Source organism: Enterobacter quasimori (genome assembly GCF_018597345.1).
Classification (GTDB): domain Bacteria; phylum Pseudomonadota; class Gammaproteobacteria; order Enterobacterales; family Enterobacteriaceae; genus Enterobacter; species Enterobacter mori.
On record NZ_JAHEVU010000001.1, the window covers coordinates 25157 to 41485 of the forward strand.

Below are 16329 nucleotides of genomic sequence, written 5' to 3' on the forward strand. Positions count from 1 at the left end.
AGCAAAAAGAGAGGTTTTCGATGCCATACAAAACGAAACGCGAATTACCCGATAGCGTGCAGCACGTCCTCCCTGCCCACGCGCAGGATATCTACAAAGAAGCCTTTAACAGCGCCTGGGATCAATACAAAGATAAAGAGGACCGCAGGGATGATGCCAGCCGTGAAGAGACCGCGCACAAGGTCGCCTGGGCCGCCGTAAAACATGAATACGAGAAAGGCGACGATGATAAATGGCACAAAAAGAAATAGCCGCAAAATAATAAGCTGCCTTTATTTTGACTTTTCAGGCGGTTCAACTTCCGCTGTATTGCAACTGGCCCGTGAATTGCTTATCGTTAACTCACTGCTGGCAAAATGACCAGCACAAAATGTCGGGAAGGCGAATTACAGATGTCGCAAGGAAGCATGCAGTGGCGGAGGTGTAATGTGTTAACGCGTGATTTCTTAATGAAGGCAGATTGTAAGACGGCATTTGGTGCTATTGAGGAATCGCTTCTCTGGTCAGCTGAACAACGTGCGGCGTCACTTGCTGCTACGCTTGCCTGCCGCCCGGATGATGGCCCGGTATGGATTTTTGGCTACGGTTCTCTGATGTGGAACCCGGCTCTGGAATTTGTTGAATCGGCAACGGGAACGCTGCCTGGCTGGCATCGCGCGTTTTGCCTGCGACTGACCGCCGGACGCGGCAGCGCGTGCCAGCCTGGGCGCATGCTTGCACTGAAAGAGGGCGGGCGCACCACGGGTGTGGCTTACCGCCTGCCGGACGCCACGCTGGAAGAGGAGCTGATGCTTCTCTGGAAGCGCGAGATGATCACCGGCTGCTACATGCCGAGCTGGTGCAAGCTGGAGCTGGATGACGGACGCACCGTCAATGCGCTGGTATTTATTATGGATCCGCGCCACCCGCTGTATGAAGCGGATACCCGTACGCAGGTGATCGCACCCTTGATTGCCGCGGCCAGCGGGCCGCTGGGTACCAACGCGCAATATCTGTTTTCACTCGATCAGGAACTGACGCGTCTGGGCATGCAGGACGAATGTTTGAATGAGCTGGTCATGAAGGTGAAAGCGCTGCTGGAAGGGAACCTGCTTAACAACCCGCTACGTCCGGGTTTTGCCTGAAAAAACGCCCGGCTAAACCGGGCGTTCGTTTTATGCGGCAACGTAGCTGACCGAATGCTCCAGCGACTGGCTGTGGCTGTCAATCAACACATCCCAGGTGCCGGTATAAGGCACGGTCAGCCACGCCTTGTCATCCTGCACCGTCAGAATATCCGCCTGCGATTGCTTCTGCGCTTTTGAACTCATCAGATGAATGCGGCAGCGTTCTGAGCAACGCACCACAACCGTATCCCCGCCAAACAGTTTCAAACTTGTCTTCACCAGTGCCATTTTTTACCCCGTCGATTTTGCCCGTCCCGAGCGTGATAATGTTCACAATTTACTCATTGCATAACACCAAAGGGGAGGGGGAAGGACGATGATTTTGATCAAAAAATGGCATAACGTTTAAACAAAAATGACAAAATGCCTGAAAGCATTCAGCTGGCGCGTGTTTTACCCGGTTAACCCGCGCCAGAAGGAAATTAAATGCGGAAATGACCGGCGGTTTCAGCAAGGTCGCCCGCCTGACTCTGCAGCGCGCTGGCCGCTGCGGCAGACTGCACCACCAGCTCGGCGTTCTGCTGCACCATTCTGTCCAGATGCGTTACCGCGTGGTTGATCTCGTGAATGCCTTTCATCTGCTCGCTGGTGGCAATCGAGATCTCACGCATAATCCCCGAGACGCTACCGATGCTGGAGCGGATCTCATCCATGCTTTCTCCGGCCAGATGCACGTAGCGCGAACCCGTTGCCACGCTGTCGGTTGTGGAATCGATAAGGGATTTGATCTCTTTTGCCGCCTGAGCGCTGCGGCTGGCCAGGTTACGTACTTCTCCTGCCACCACCGCGAAGCCGCGGCCTTGTTCGCCCGCGCGCGCCGCTTCGACCGAGGCGTTCAGCGCCAGAATGTTGGTCTGGAAGGCAATGCCGTCGATGACGCTGGTGATATCGCCAATCTTCGCCGACGCCACCTCAATCGACTGCATGGTGCTGATAGCCTGAGAAACCACTTCTCCCCCGCGCGACGCCGCAGCAGAGGCTTTGCTTGCCTGCTCGTTCGCTTCAGCCGCAGATTCATTTGACTGGGTGACGGAGGCGGTGATCTCTTCGACGGCGCTGGCGGTTTCGCGAAGGCTTGACGCCGCTTGCTCAGTGCGCCCGGAGAGATCCTGGTTACCGGCTGCGATTTCCTGCGCCGCATTTTTCACCGAGGCGCTGGCGTCGCGCAGCTGGACCATCACGACCGAGAGCTTATCGCTAAACGCGTTGAACGCCTGGGCAATTTGCGCCACTTCGTCATCACCGCTGTCCGGCAGGCGCTGCGACAGGTCATTGGTGCCGTTAGCGATGTTATGCATGGCGTCGCGAATATCGGACAACCGCTTCAACAGGCGGGCTATCAGGAAATGAACAATCGCGCCGCTCAGCAAGGCGAGGATCACCAGCGACAGCGCAGAGGCTTTCAGCAGCGAGCGCATGCCGGAGGTAGCATCGTTGTTATCGAGCGCCACGGCCAGCATCCAGTGCGTGCCCGGCACGGCGGTTGCCACGAAGGTTTTTTCGCTGCCGTTGAACGACCCCTCAACCAGGCTACCGCTTTTCAGTGCCGCAAAATCGGTCCCTTTGATGGTTTCAGCGAATGGCTTGAGCGTGAGCGCCGGATCGCTGGCGGCAATCACCGTGCCATCGCTATCAAGGAGTAACCCGCTGCTGGCAGGCGTCGGGTGAATACCACGTACGTTAGCCACCACGCTGTCCATCGCCACGTCGCCCGCCACAACCGCTTTCAGCGCACCGTTCTCATTCACCGGCACCGCAAAGGTCACCACCAGTTTCCCGGTGCCCGCGTCCACGTACGGGGCGGTCACGACCGGGCCGTCAGTACTCACCACCTGCTGATACCAGGGACGGATCGTGGGGTCATAATCTGCCGGGACGCCCGCCGGGTCGGAGAACTTTGCCGTTTTGCTGGCGTAGCCGACATAGACGTTGGTGAAGCCACCCGCCTGCGCAAGCTGTTTGAATACCGGAACCGGATCGTCATTCAGCGCAACGGTCTGCGCGGAGGCTATCACCGTCATTTTGCTTTTAACCCAGTCCGCAATCGCCATGTTATGGCTGGCGCTGGTGCTGGTCAGAATATCCCGCTGCGACTGCTGGTTATCCTGGCGCGTAACCTGGAAATTAATGACGGTATTGAGAAGAAGGGCGACGATCAGGCAACCTGTCGTCGCGGCAATAATACGGGCACGAATGGATCTGAACATAAGTGAAATACCTGCTGTGTTGTTTCCATGCCTATCGGCAGCCGCGCAGGTAAACTTGATGCTGAAACCGCGTCCATAAGAAAATAATATTTTTACGGGTTTATTATTAAAAAGTTAATACTTTATCAGCGGTCAGGGTCCACTCGGCCAGCTCAACCAGCGTCCCAATCCCGACGCCATCAATCAGCGGCAGTCCGGTGATACCGCGGCCGTCGGTGCAGGTCTTACAGAGTTTGACCGGCACATTTTGCGCGGTCAGGATCTCCAGCATCTGCTGGATGTTGTAGCCCTCGGCGGGTTTTTGTCCCTTGAGTCCTGCGGTGACGGCGTCCGACATCAAAAAAAGGCGCAGCTCAAGTGCGCTCTCTTTCTCGCGCAGCGCTATCGCCAGTCGCAGGCTGTTGAAAAGGGATTCGCTGCCGTAGGCCGCACCGTTGGCGACGATCACAATCTTCTGCATGTTGACTCCTGTTGTTTGAAAGGCACGAATATTGCTTAACTCTCCGGGAGATTCGCTACCCGGGAGAGTAAGCATGACATTAATGGCGGGCAGTTCACCCGCGGCAACCGAGTGGTTCCAGCGCGCGACATTACTTCGTCGGGAGCAGCTCGGCAGGCTGGCTGCGTTGGGCGTGCTGGTTAACGGCATCAGCCGCCTTGTGCATATGCTCCAGTGCGAGCGCGGGGCATCCAACGTCTGGCTCTGCTCTCAGGGTAAGCTGTATGCCCCCGAATGCAAAGCCAGTCGCGGGCTGGTGGATGAAAACCTCACTGCGCTGCAGGCCATGCTGAAAGCACAATTCCCGGTCACGGGGAGCGGCGTTTGTGAGCGCATCGCCTGTGCGTTGCTCAGCCTGGAAACGCTGCCTTTGCTGCGTGACGGGATAGACACCCAAAGCATAACGGCACCTCAGGCAATGGACCATTACTGCCGGATGCTTCGTCATCTGCTCAGTATCGTACCGCAACTTAATGACAGCATTGACGATCCGCAAATCGCAGGCCGTTTTGTCGCCCTTTATAGCCTGATGCAGGGCAAAGAACTGGTGGGGCAAGAGCGGGCGCTCGGGGCGATAGGCTTTACGCAGGGGTTTTTCACTGATGAAACCCGCCAGCGACTGGTAGACAGGATTGACGGGCAGCAGGCCTGCTTTGAGATCTTTTTATCCCACAGCCACGCTGAGGTGCAGAACACCTTTGCCCAGAGCTGCCAGCCCGATCGAGAAACAGAGCAGCTCCGGCGCGTCGCCTGCACCCGTCAGCCCGCCGCTGACGATGGCAATACCGCGCTGAACTGGTTTGCCCTGCAAACCTCGCGTCTTGAACATCTGCGCACGCTTGAAGAAATGGTGATTGCCGATCTGATGGTGGCGGTGGATGACGCGATTCATGCGTCCGGTGAAGCCACGATGGGTGGCGAAGAGCATGACGATCCTCTTGCGCTTTTCCCGGATAAACCCTTGCTGCAGCTGGTTCGCCAGCAGGCGCGAGAGATAGACCAGCTCTCCCGCCAGCTGGCATCACTCCGCGATACGCTGGAGGAGCGTAAGACCATTGATAAAGCCAAAAGCGTGCTGATGACGCATCAAAGCATGAGTGAGGAACAGGCGTGGACGGCGCTGCGCAAAATGGCGATGGACAAGAACCAGCGCATGGTCGATATCGCGCGCGCACTGCTCACAGTGAAGAATCTGTGGCAGCTAACACCAAAGGAGTAGTTGCACAATCAGTGGGCATTTAATGCCTGATTGAGGTGCGCTAACGCGACAGCGAGCAGGTTAACGCCCCGAAAGCAGGGCCTGAAAACCTGGCATTCACTTTGCATTATCTGTTTAACCATTTTTGACGATGTGCCAACGGCGGTGCATGCGTCTTCGGGATAAAGGCGTCCAGCAGTGCTCCGGCACGGCGGGCGCTTTTTTTTGGCTTTTTTTCAGGAGTGGTCATGGCGGATTTGTCGAGACGGCGGTTTTTGCAGGCCAGCATGCTGGCGAGTGGCGCAATGCTGTTACCGGGTGTCATGCAGGCCGCGTGGGCGGCAGGCTCGGATAAACCGGAGCAGGAGACGGTGCGCATTGGGTTTATCCCGCTGACCGACTGTGCTCCGGTGGTTATCGCGGCGCTGAAAGGGTTTGATAAAAAATACGGCATTACCATCGTGCCCACCAAAGAGGCGAGCTGGGCGGCGGTGCGCGACAAGCTGGTGGCGGGCGAGCTGGATGCCGCGCACATTCTCTACGGCCTGCTGTATGGGCTGGAGCTGGGCATCGCCGGCAAGCCGCAGCAGATGGCGAACCTGATGACCCTCAACCAGAACGGTCAGGCCATCACGCTCTCCAGCGATCTGGCGGAGAAGGGCGTTCACGATCTCGACGGGCTCAAAAAGCTGATTGGGCAGCAGGCGCCTGGTACCTACACCTTCGCGCACACCTTCCCGACCGGGACGCACGCCATGTGGCTCTACTACTGGCTGGCCAGCGCGGGCATTAACCCCTTCGACGATATCCGGACCGTGGTGGTGCCGCCGCCGCAGATGGTGATGAACATGCGCATTGGCAACATGGTGGGCTTTTGCGTCGGCGAGCCGTGGAACGCGCGGGCGATTAACGACCGCATCGGCTTCACCGCCGCCACGTCGCAGTCCATCTGGGCCGACCATCCTGAAAAAATCCTCGGCACTCGCCGTGACTGGGTAGAGAGGAATCCGCATACCGCCCGGGCGCTGGTGAGCGCCGTGATGGAGGCCGCGCGCTGGATCGACGCCTCCCCGGAAAACAAACGCGAGACCGCGCGGATCCTCTCCCGACGCGCCTGGCTCAACTGCAAAGAGCAGTACCTCACCGGACGCATGCTCGGCGAGTACGACAGCGGTCTGGGCCAGCGCTGGCAGGACGCGCACCCGATCCGCTTCTTCAACGAGGGGGCGGTCAGCTACCCGTATCTCTCTGACGGCATGTGGTTCTTAACCCAGTTCCGACGCTGGGGCTTGCTCAAGGCCGCGCCGGACTACGCGGGCATTGCGCAACGGATCAACCAGACCGCAACCTGGCAGGATGCCGCCACCGCGGTGGGGGGCATTACCGCACCGGCATCACCGCTACGCAACAGCACATTGATGGACGGCACCGTCTGGAACGGTACCGACCCGGAAGGATACGCCAACCGCTTCGCCATTCATCGTAAAGGGGCCTGATTATGCAGCATCTGCAAAAGACGACATCACAAGAGATACCCGCGAGTGGGGAAGTCATCCCTCTGCCGCCCGTGCAGGTTCGCCGTCGCACCCCGGCATTTGCGCGTCGGATTAACGACCTTCTCCAGCGCATCATTCCGGCAATGCTGGGGCTGGGGCTGCTGGTGGTGCTCTGGCAGCTGGCGGCCATCAACAGCAAAGGCTTCCCGACGCCGCTGAGCACCCTGGATTCGGCCATTACCCTGTTTGCCGATCCGTTCTACCGCGACGGGCCAAACGATATGGGCATCGGCTGGAACGTGCTGGCCTCATTGCAGCGCGTCGCCATCGGCTTTGGCCTCGCGGCGGTGGCGGGTATTCCGCTGGGCTTTTTGATTGGCCGCTTCAGCTTTTTCTCGCGCATGTTCAACCCGCTGATTGCGCTTCTGCGTCCGGTTAGCCCGCTGGCCTGGCTGCCCATCGGCCTGCTGCTGTTTCAAAAAGCAGAGCCCGCGTCGAGCTGGACCATTTTTATCTGCTCTATCTGGCCGATGGTGATCAACACCGCCGAGGGCGTGCGCCGCATTCCGCAGGACTACCTTAACGTTGCCCGCGTGCTGCAGCTCTCCGAGTGGACCGTCATGCGCCGCATCCTCTTTCCGGCCGTGCTGCCTGCGGTACTGACCGGGGTGCGCCTCTCCATTGGCATCGCCTGGCTGGTGATTGTTGCCGCCGAGATGCTGACCGGGGGGCTGGGCATCGGCTTCTGGATCTGGAACGAGTGGAACAACCTCAACGTCGAAAACATCCTCATCGCCATCGTCATCATTGGCGTGGTCGGGTTGCTGCTGGAGCAGGGGCTGATGCTGATCGCCCGCCGCTTTAGCTGGCAGGAAAAATAAGGAGCAAACATGAAACCATTAATTCAGGTCCAGGCCGTGAGCCAGCGTTTTTCCACCGCCAGCGGCGAGTTTCTGGCGCTGCAAAACGTCTCTTTTGATATCCACGAGGGCGAAACCGTCAGTCTGATCGGCCATTCCGGCTGCGGCAAATCGACGCTGCTGAACCTCATCGCCGGGATTACGCTGCCGACGGAAGGGGGGCTGATTTGCGACAACCGTGAAATTGCCGGGCCAGGGCCCGAGCGCGCGGTGGTGTTTCAGAACCACTCCCTGCTGCCGTGGCTGACCTGTTTCGACAACGTGGCGCTGGCGGTGGATCAGGTTTTCCGTCGCACCATGAGCAAGGCCGAGCGCAAAGAGTGGATTGAGCACAACCTCGACCGCGTGCAGATGGGGCACGCGCTGCACAAGCGCCCGGGGGAGATCTCCGGTGGCATGAAGCAGCGCGTCGGCATTGCCCGCGCGCTGGCGATGAAGCCGAAAGTGCTGCTGATGGATGAACCCTTCGGGGCGCTCGATGCGCTGACGCGCGCCCACCTGCAGGACTCGGTGATGCAGATCCAGCAGGCGCTGAACACCACCATCGTGCTCATTACCCACGACGTGGACGAGGCGGTGCTGCTTTCCGATCGCGTGCTGATGATGACCAACGGCCCGGCGGCCACCGTGGGAGAAATCCTGCGCGTTGACCTGCCGCGCCCGCGTAACCGGGTGCAGCTGGCGGACGACAGCCGCTATCACCACATGCGCCAGCAGATCCTGCATTTCCTCTATGAAAAGCAGCCGAAAGCGGCGTAGCGAGGGGGCTTTGATGCGACTGGTCATTATCGGAAATGGCATGGCGGCCACGCGGCTGATTGCCTCGCTCACTGGGCGTGCTGCCGGTCATTTCGCTATCACCGTCATCGGTGACGAGCCTGAGCATGCCTATAACCGCATCCAGCTTTCACCGGTGCTGGGCGGTGAAAAAGCGGCGGCGGACATCTGCCTTCAGGATGATGAGTGGTACCAGGCACGCGGCGTGACGGTGCTGCGGGGCGAAAAGGCGATTGCCGTGAACGTGGATACGCGGGAAGTGCAAACCGCCGCCCGCACGCTGGGCTGGGATGCGCTGGTGTTCGCCACAGGGTCAACGCCCTTTGTTCCGCCCATCCCCGGCGGCGATGCGCCGCACGTATTCACGTTCCGTACTCTGGAGGATACCCGGGCCATTCAGGCAATCGCCGGTCCTGCGGTGGTGCTGGGGGGCGGCGTGCTCGGGGTTGAGGCGGCGGCAGCGCTGGCACGTAAAGGTGACGACGTCACTGTTGTTCATCGTGGGCCGTGGCTAATGGAGCAACAGCTGGACCAGCAGGCGGGCATGCTGCTGGAAGAGGCGCTGGCGGCGCGGGGCGTGCGCTGCGAGCTTTCCTCAGGCATCGCGGCAATTAACGGCAATAGCGTGACGTTTCTCAATGGGCACAGCATCGCCGCCGCGCGCGTGGTGCTGGCGACCGGCGTGCAGCCGAACGTTGCGCTGGCGCACGCCAGCGGCATTCGCTGCGCGCGCGGCATCGTGGTGGATCACCAGATGCAAACCTCCGAGCCGAACGTCTACGCCATTGGCGAGTGCTGCGAAATTGACGGCCAGACGTTTGGCCTGGTCGCCCCCTGCATGATGCAGGCGGATATCCTCGCCGCGCGGCTGGCCGGGGACGTTACTGTGCCGTTTACCCTCACCGACAACGGCGTGCGCCTCAAGGTGACCGGCGTGGAGTTGTTTAGCCTCGGTCGCGCGGCAGAGCAGGAGGGCGATGTGGTCTGGAGCGCATGGGATCCGCTGACCCGTCACTATCGACGTTTACTGATCCATCAGGGGGCGCTGGCAGGCGTGCTGCTGATGGGCGACTGCCGCAGTGCGGCAACATTTACCGATTTACTGGCAACGGCTGCGCCCGCACACGCGGACTGGCTGTTCGATCGTTTCACTACGCAACCGCAGGTTGCAGGACAGAACGCTATGACAAAACCTACTCTGGTGGTGGTTGGGCACGGTATGGTCGGCCATCATTTCCTTGAAGACTGCGTTAACCGCAATCTGCATCAGCAGTATCAGATAATCGTCTTTGGCGAGGAGCGCTATGCCGCCTACGACCGCGTGCATCTGTCGGAATATTTTGGCGGGCGCAGCGCAGAGTCGCTCTCGCTGGTGGAAGGGGATTTCTTTGCCGACAGCGGCATTGAGCTGCGTCTGTCGCAGCAGATTGTCGCCATCGACCGCGACGCGCGCGTGGTGCGTACCGCCAGCGGGCATGAAACCCACTGGGACAAGCTGGTGCTGGCGACAGGCTCTTATCCGTTCGTCCCACCGGTTCCGGGCAACGATCTGCCTGGCTGCTTTGTTTATCGCACCCTCGACGATCTTGATAATATTGCCGCACATGCAAAGGGCTCGCGTCGCGGCGTGGTGATTGGCGGCGGCCTGCTGGGGCTGGAGGCGGCGAACGCCCTGAAGCAACTCGGGCTGGAAACCCACGTGGTTGAGTTTGCACCCAATCTGATGGCGGTGCAGCTCGACAACGACGGCGCGGCGATGCTGCGCAGGAAAATCGAGGCGCTGGGCGTTGGCGTTCACACCAGTAGAGCGACGACGGAGATTGCCACCGCGGACGGCGGACTGGTGCTGCGCTTTGCCGATGGTGAACAGCTGGAAACGGACATGGTGGTCTTTTCTGCCGGTATTCGTCCGCAGGACGCGCTGGCGCGCAGTAGCGGGCTGGCTATCGGCGAACGCGGCGGGATCTGCATTGACGACGGCTGCCGGACCTCCGATCCGGACGTGCTGGCCATCGGCGAATGCGCCCTGTGGGAGGGGAAAATCTTCGGTCTGGTCGCGCCCGGTTATCAGATGGCGCGGGTGGCCGCCGCCGCGCTGGCGGGTGAGGAGAAAACCTTCACCGGCGCGGATATGAGCACCAAGCTCAAGCTGCTCGGCGTGGACGTGGCCTCGTTCGGCGACGCTCACGGGCGCACGCCGGGGGCGCTGAGCTACCAGTGGACGCACGGTCCACAGCAAATCTACAAGAAAATCGTGGTCAGCCACGACGGCAAAACGCTGCTCGGCGGCGTGCTGGTGGGTGACGCCAGCGAATACGCCACGCTGGTGCAGATGATGCTCAACGGGATAGCCCTGCCAAAAGAGCCGGAAACGCTGATATTACCCGCGTCGACGGGCAGCGCGCCAAAAGCGCTCGGCGTGGCGGCGCTGCCGGAAAGCGCGCAAATCTGCTCCTGTCATAACGTCAGCAAAGGCGATATCTGCCAGGCGGTGAGTGCGGGCGCAGCGGATATCGGCGCGATTAAGCAGTGCACCAAAGCGGCGACCGGCTGCGGGGGCTGCAGCGCGCTGGTGAAGCAGGTGATGGAGTTCCAGCTGACGGAGCAGGGCGTGGAGGTGAAAAAGGATATCTGCGAACACTTTCCGTACTCGCGCCAGGAGATTTACCACCTGGTGCGCGTTAACCATATTCGCACCTTTGACCAGCTGATTAGCCGCTACGGGCAGGGGCACGGATGTGAGATCTGCAAGCCGCTGGTGGGGTCGGTGCTTGCCTCCTGCTGGAACGAGTATCTGCTGAAACCGGCACATCTGCCGCTGCAGGATACCAACGACCGCTACTTCGCCAATATCCAGAAGGACGGGACTTATTCCATCGTGCCGCGCATGCCCGCCGGGGAAGTGACGGCAGACGGGCTGATCGCCATCGGCCAGATAGCGAAACGTTATGACCTTTACAGTAAAATTACCGGCGGGCAGCGTATCGACCTGTTTGGCGCCACCCTGGAACAGCTGCCGGAGATCTGGCAGGCGCTGGTGGAAGCCGGGTTTGAAACCGGACACGCCTATGGGAAATCCCTGCGCACGGTGAAATCCTGCGTCGGCTCGACCTGGTGCCGCTACGGCGTGCAGGACTCCACCCGTCTCGCGGTCAGACTGGAACACCGGTACAAGGGTCTGCGCGCCCCGCACAAGATCAAAATGGCGGTCTCCGGCTGCACCCGCGAGTGCGCGGAGGCGCAGAGCAAAGACGTGGGGGTGATTGCCACCGACAAGGGCTGGAACCTCTACCTGTGCGGCAATGGCGGGATGAAGCCGCGCCATGCGGACCTTTTTGCCAGCGATCTGGACGACGAAACGCTGATCCGCACCGTTGACCGTTTCCTGATGTTCTACATCCGCACGGCGGATCGCCTGCAGCGCACCAGTACCTGGATGGACAACCTGGAAGGCGGCCTCGACTATCTGCGCGAGGTGATCGTCAACGACAGCCTGGGTATCGCTCACGAGCTGGAGCAGGAGATGGCGCGGGTGGTAGAGACGTATCAGTGCGAATGGCAAACCACGCTCAGCGATCCCCATCGTATGGCGCTGTTCCGCACCGCGGTGAACGCCGCGCCGTCGGATGAAAGCAAGCGCTGGCAGGAAATCTGCGGCATTGACGATATTCCCGAGCAGGCGGGCATTGGCGCGCGTCTTGGCCGCAAACCGATTGCGCTGTTCCGTTTCGGACAGCGAGTCTACGCCCTCGACGATATGGAGCCGGGCAGTAGCGCGAACGTGCTTTCACGCGGCATCCTCGGCGATGCGGCGGGCGAGCCGGTGGTGATTTCACCGCTCTACAAGCAGCGTATTCGCCTGCGCGATGGGTGCCAGGTGGATAACGGTGAACCTGCGGTACGCGCGTGGCCGGTGAAGATTGAAAACGGCAAGGTGTGGGTCGGGAACGACGCGATAGTGATGCGTGCGGAGGCCTCATGACGGAAACCCGGACAACGTGCCCCTACTGCGGGGTGGGCTGCGGCGTAGTCGCCAGCGTGGAAGGTGGAGCGGTAAGCGTTCGGGGGGACGAAACCCATCCTGCGAACTTTGGCCGCCTGTGCGTGAAGGGATCGGCCCTGGGGGAAACGACGGGGTTACAGGGGCGATTGCTGCGCCCCGTTGTTGACGGTGTTAAGGTGGGCTGGCCGCAGGCGCTGGGGGCGACAGGCGAGCGACTCCAGGCGATCATCGACAAATGGGGGCCGCAGGCCGTGGCGTTTTACGCCTCCGGACAGCTGTTAACCGAGGACTATTATGTTGCCAACAAGCTGATGAAAGGATTTATCGGCGCGGCAAACATTGATACCAACTCCCGGCTCTGCATGTCTTCGGCGGTGGTCGGCTACAAGCGCGCCTTCGGCGAAGACGTGGTGCCGTGCAGCTATGAGGATGTGGAAAACAGCGATCTGGTCGTGCTGGTGGGATCCAACGCTGCATGGACCCATCCGGTGCTGTATCAGCGGCTGGTGCAGGCAAAGTACAACAATCCGCAGATGAAGGTGGTGGTGATTGACCCGCGCAATACCGCCACCTGCGATATCGCCGATCTGCATCTTGCGCTTGCGCCGGGGAGCGATGCCGGATTATTTGTCGGCCTGCTGAACCTGATTCAGGGAGCGGATGAGTGGCCCGTTGAGCGGGTGGCGGCATTTTGCGGCCTTTCGCCGCTGGATATTGGCACCTTTTACGACTGGTTTATGACGGCACCTCGCGCTATCACGCTCTACACCATGGGGATCAACCAGTCCACCCGCGGCAGCGACAAGTGCAACGCTATCATCAACGTCCATCTTGCCAGCGGCAAATTCAATCGTCAGGGCTGCGGCCCGTTTTCGCTGACCGGACAGCCTAATGCGATGGGCGGAAGAGAAGTGGGCGGGCTGGCGAACCAGCTGGCGGCACACATGAACTTCGAGCCGGACGATCTCTCGCGGGTGGCGCGTTTCTGGGGAACCGAGCGGCTGGCGCAGACGCCAGGCCTGATGGCGGTGGAGCTGTTTGACGCCATCGCCCGCGGCGAGGTGAAGGCGGTGTGGATTATGGGGACCAACCCCGCCGTATCGCTGCCGGACAGCCACGCGGTGTGCCAGGCGCTGGCGGCCTGTCCGCTGGTGATCGTTTCCGAGGTGATGCAGGAGACGGACACCAGCCGGTTTGCCCATATTCGTCTTCCGGCGCAGGGCTGGGGCGAGAAAAACGGTACGGTAACCAACTCAGAGCGGCGCATTTCGCGCCAGCGCGCGTTTCTGCCCGCGCCGGGCGAGGCAAAGCCGGACTGGTGGATTATTGCCCAGGTCGCGAAAAGGCTGGGCTATGGCGAAGCCTTTGCCTGGGAACATCCGCGGGATATTTTTTGTGAACATGCGGCGCTCACGGCGTTTGAAAACAACGGCGAGCGCGCGCTCAATCTGGGTGAACTGGCGACGTTAAGCCGCGAGGAATGGGATGCGCTGGAGCCTTATCAATGGTGCGCCGGTCATTTTCCCCACAGACGGATTGTCCCGGTTATCCCATCGTTGCCCACCGCGGGGATCAATACCCTGTACCCCCTGATGCTCAACACCGGCCGTATTCGCGACCAGTGGCATACCATGACCCGCACGGGATACGTCGCACGATTAATGCAGCATATCGCCGAGCCGCTGGTTGACATCTGCCGTTCAGACGCCGCGCGATATGGCGTGTGCGAGGGGCAGCTGGCGCGAATCGCTTCCCCGCGCGGGGTGATGGTTGCCCGGATCCATATTAACGACGCTCAGAAGGCGGGAGAGCTGTTTATCCCGATGCACTGGAATGCGCAATTTTCCCGTCAGGGGAAGGTCAATGCCCTGGTGGAAGGCCGCGTTGACCTGGTTTCAGGCCAGCCAGAGAGTAAACAAACCGCGGTCAGGATCCTGCCCTGGCAGCCGGGCTGGCAGGGGGAGCTTTACGCGCGTGACGTACCGGAACTGCCGTCCTTCGTGTACTGGTGGCGTAAAGCGACCCGCCTGACGCTGGCGGGTGATAAACCCTTCCAGCCATGGGTCATGGATTACGCCAGCGGCAGGGGCTGGCAGCTGCAGGTTGCGCAGACCGGCGAGCGTAGCAGCGTGCTGGCCTGGCATAACGGCGAGCTGATGCTCGCCTTCTGGGAAGGAACCGCGCGACCGGAGCTGGCGCACCCGGTGATTGAAGCGGCTTTTCAGTCGCCCCCCTTAACGCCTGCTGCACGTCATGCGCTCCTGAACGGTCAGGGCGTGGGGGAGGTGGTGGATCCGGGACGCATTATCTGCAGCTGTTTCAGCGTCGGGGAAAACGCGATACGCGAGGCGATTGCCGGTGGGTGCGGTTCCATTTCGGCGCTGGGGGGACGTTTGCGCTGCGGAACGAACTGCGGTTCGTGCGTGCCCGAGCTGAAAGCGCTGTTTAGATAGCGGTGTAAGGGCATCGGGTGGCGGCTGCGCCTTACCCGACCTACAAATTCGTGCCGCCCCGTAGGTCGGGTAAGGCGCAGCCGCCACCCGACAATAATGTTCAGGATAATCCTGGAATTTTCGTTAAGCCTGCATTTTACTTCTTATCGCGTTAACATAAAAAGAATTGCCTTATGAACACAGGTCCTTATTTACGACGTTGATGGCTGTATCGTCCCGCATTCATTTGCTGTTTTTACTCTCCCTTCTTACGGCCGGAGCCGTTCACGGTGCGCCGAATTCCTTTATGCAGCAAGCGCAAAATCCGTTTGATAATAACGGCGATAGCTTGCCCGATCTCGGTATGGCAGCCCCAACAGGCGAGGGCGAAAAGCACCTTGCTGAAATGGCGAAAGCCTTTGGCGAAGCCAGTATGACCGACAACGGCCTGACGACAGGCGAGCAGGCGAAGCAGTTCGCACTGGGTCAGGTACGGGATGTGGTGAGCGGGGAAGTGAACCAGCAGATTGAATCCTGGCTTTCCCCCTGGGGTAACGCCAGCGTAAATCTGCTGGTGGATGATGAGGGCAATTTCAATGGCAGCAGCGGAAGCTGGTTTATTCCCTGGAACGATAACAATCGTTACCTGAGCTGGAGCCAGCTGGGCCTGACGCAACAGACGGACGGTCTGGTGAGCAATGCCGGGATTGGCCAGCGATGGGTCGCCGGAGACTGGCTGCTGGGCTATAACACCTTTTACGATAACCTGCTTGAGGAAAACCTGCAGCGCGCCGGGCTGGGGGCAGAAGCGTGGGGGCGGAATCTACGCCTGTCGGCGAACTACTATCAGCCGTTCGCCAGCTGGCGCGACAGCGCGGATCTGCAGGAGCAGCGCATGGCGCGCGGGTATGACATCACCGCTAAAGCCTGGCTGCCGTGGTTCCATCATCTGAATACCAGCGTCAGTTTTGAACAGTATTTTGGCGATAACGTCGACCTGTTCAACAGCGGAACCGGCTACCACAACCCGATGGCGGTCAATCTGGGACTCAACTATACCCCCGTTCCGCTGGTGACCCTGACGGCTGCCCATAAGCAGGGAGAGAGCGGCGTCAGCCAGAATAACCTCGGGCTTAAGCTCAACTATCGGTTTGGCGTGCCCCTGGTCAAACAGCTGTCCGCCAGCGAAGTGGCTGTGACGCGTTCGCTGCGCGGCAGTCGCTACGATTCGCCAGAGCGGGAGAACCTGCCGGTCATGGAGTTCCGCCAGCGCAAAACGCTGTCGGTCTATCTGGCAACGCCGCCGTGGGATCTGAAAGGGGGCGAAACCGTCATGCTGAAGCTGCAAATACGCAGCAAACATGGTATTCGCCAGCTGCACTGGCAGGGGGATACGCAGGCGCTGAGCCTGACCGCACCGGCTGACAGTACCAGCAGCGACGGCTGGAGCGTCATTATGCCCGCCTGGGATAATGCTGAAGGTGCAGCTAACCAGTGGCGGCTGTCGGTGATCGCGGAAGATAAAGACGGGCAGCGCGTCTCTTCCAATGAGATCGCGCTAACGGTGGTTCAACCGCTGGTCGCATTGCCCAACGACGATCCACGGTGGAAGCTGCTGCCGGACGAGTAAG

Annotated in this window: 12 protein-coding genes; 9 read left to right on the top strand and 3 right to left on the bottom strand. The window is 60.3% G+C overall.

Annotated elements, in window-relative coordinates; genetic code table 11:
• Positions 1–20 precede the first annotated feature (20 nt).
• Complete coding sequence (gene chaB, locus KK102_RS00115; RefSeq protein ID WP_032680829.1) at positions 21–251, top strand: putative cation transport regulator ChaB; 231 nt, start codon at positions 21–23, stop codon at positions 249–251.
• Positions 252–428: 177 nt separating this feature from the next.
• Entirely contained in the window at positions 429–1124 is a 696-nt protein-coding gene (locus tag KK102_RS00120) for a gamma-glutamylcyclotransferase (protein ID WP_216356652.1), read from the top strand.
• A 30-nt stretch (positions 1125–1154) separates the two neighbouring features.
• On the opposite strand, the gene KK102_RS00125 is transcribed toward KK102_RS00120, so the two are convergent.
• The 3 genes from KK102_RS00125 to KK102_RS00135 form a co-directional block, all read right to left on the bottom strand.
• Positions 1155–1394, bottom strand: a complete 240-nt coding sequence (locus KK102_RS00125; protein WP_010432930.1) for a DUF1883 domain-containing protein — start codon at positions 1392–1394, stop codon at positions 1155–1157.
• Between the two features lie 194 nt (positions 1395–1588).
• Positions 1589–3373: a methyl-accepting chemotaxis protein gene (locus KK102_RS00130; RefSeq protein ID WP_216356653.1), complete on the bottom strand. Its 1785-nt coding sequence runs from the start codon at positions 3371–3373 to the stop codon at positions 1589–1591.
• A gap of 106 nt (positions 3374–3479) precedes the next feature.
• Complete coding sequence (locus tag KK102_RS00135; RefSeq protein ID WP_216356654.1) at positions 3480–3833, bottom strand: DsrE/DsrF/TusD sulfur relay family protein; 354 nt, start codon at positions 3831–3833, stop codon at positions 3480–3482.
• 73 nt (positions 3834–3906) lie between these two features.
• Between KK102_RS00135 and nasR the strand changes: the two genes are divergently transcribed.
• The 7 genes from nasR (at position 3907) to KK102_RS00170 (ending at position 16328) form a co-directional block, all read left to right on the top strand.
• The gene (gene nasR, locus KK102_RS00140; protein WP_216356655.1) at positions 3907–5091 is read left to right on the top strand and encodes a nitrate regulatory protein NasR; all 1185 of its coding nucleotides are present in this window, start codon (positions 3907–3909) and stop codon (positions 5089–5091) included.
• A gap of 227 nt (positions 5092–5318) precedes the next feature.
• Positions 5319–6566: a CmpA/NrtA family ABC transporter substrate-binding protein gene (locus tag KK102_RS00145; protein WP_216356656.1), complete on the top strand. Its 1248-nt coding sequence runs from the start codon at positions 5319–5321 to the stop codon at positions 6564–6566.
• Between the two features lie 2 nt (positions 6567–6568).
• A complete protein-coding gene (gene ntrB / locus KK102_RS00150) occupies positions 6569–7447 on the top strand; it encodes a nitrate ABC transporter permease (protein ID WP_126545971.1) in 879 nt (292 codons plus the stop codon).
• Between the two features lie 9 nt (positions 7448–7456).
• Positions 7457–8245, top strand: coding sequence for an ABC transporter ATP-binding protein (locus KK102_RS00155; protein WP_042715167.1), 789 nt, complete (start codon positions 7457–7459; stop codon positions 8243–8245).
• Positions 8246–8258: 13 nt separating this feature from the next.
• Positions 8259–12245, top strand: a complete 3987-nt coding sequence (gene nirB, locus KK102_RS00160) for a nitrite reductase large subunit NirB (protein WP_216356657.1) — start codon at positions 8259–8261, stop codon at positions 12243–12245.
• Complete coding sequence (locus tag KK102_RS00165) at positions 12242–14719, top strand: nitrate reductase (protein WP_216356658.1); 2478 nt, start codon at positions 12242–12244, stop codon at positions 14717–14719. Before nirB ends, KK102_RS00165 begins: the two co-directional genes overlap by 4 nt.
• 202 nt (positions 14720–14921) lie before the next feature.
• Positions 14922–16328 carry a YchO/YchP family invasin gene (locus KK102_RS00170; RefSeq protein WP_216356659.1) on the top strand — a complete coding sequence of 469 codons (1407 nt, stop codon included), beginning with the start codon at positions 14922–14924 and terminating at the stop codon, positions 16326–16328.
• The last annotated feature ends 1 nt before the right edge of the window (position 16329 follow it).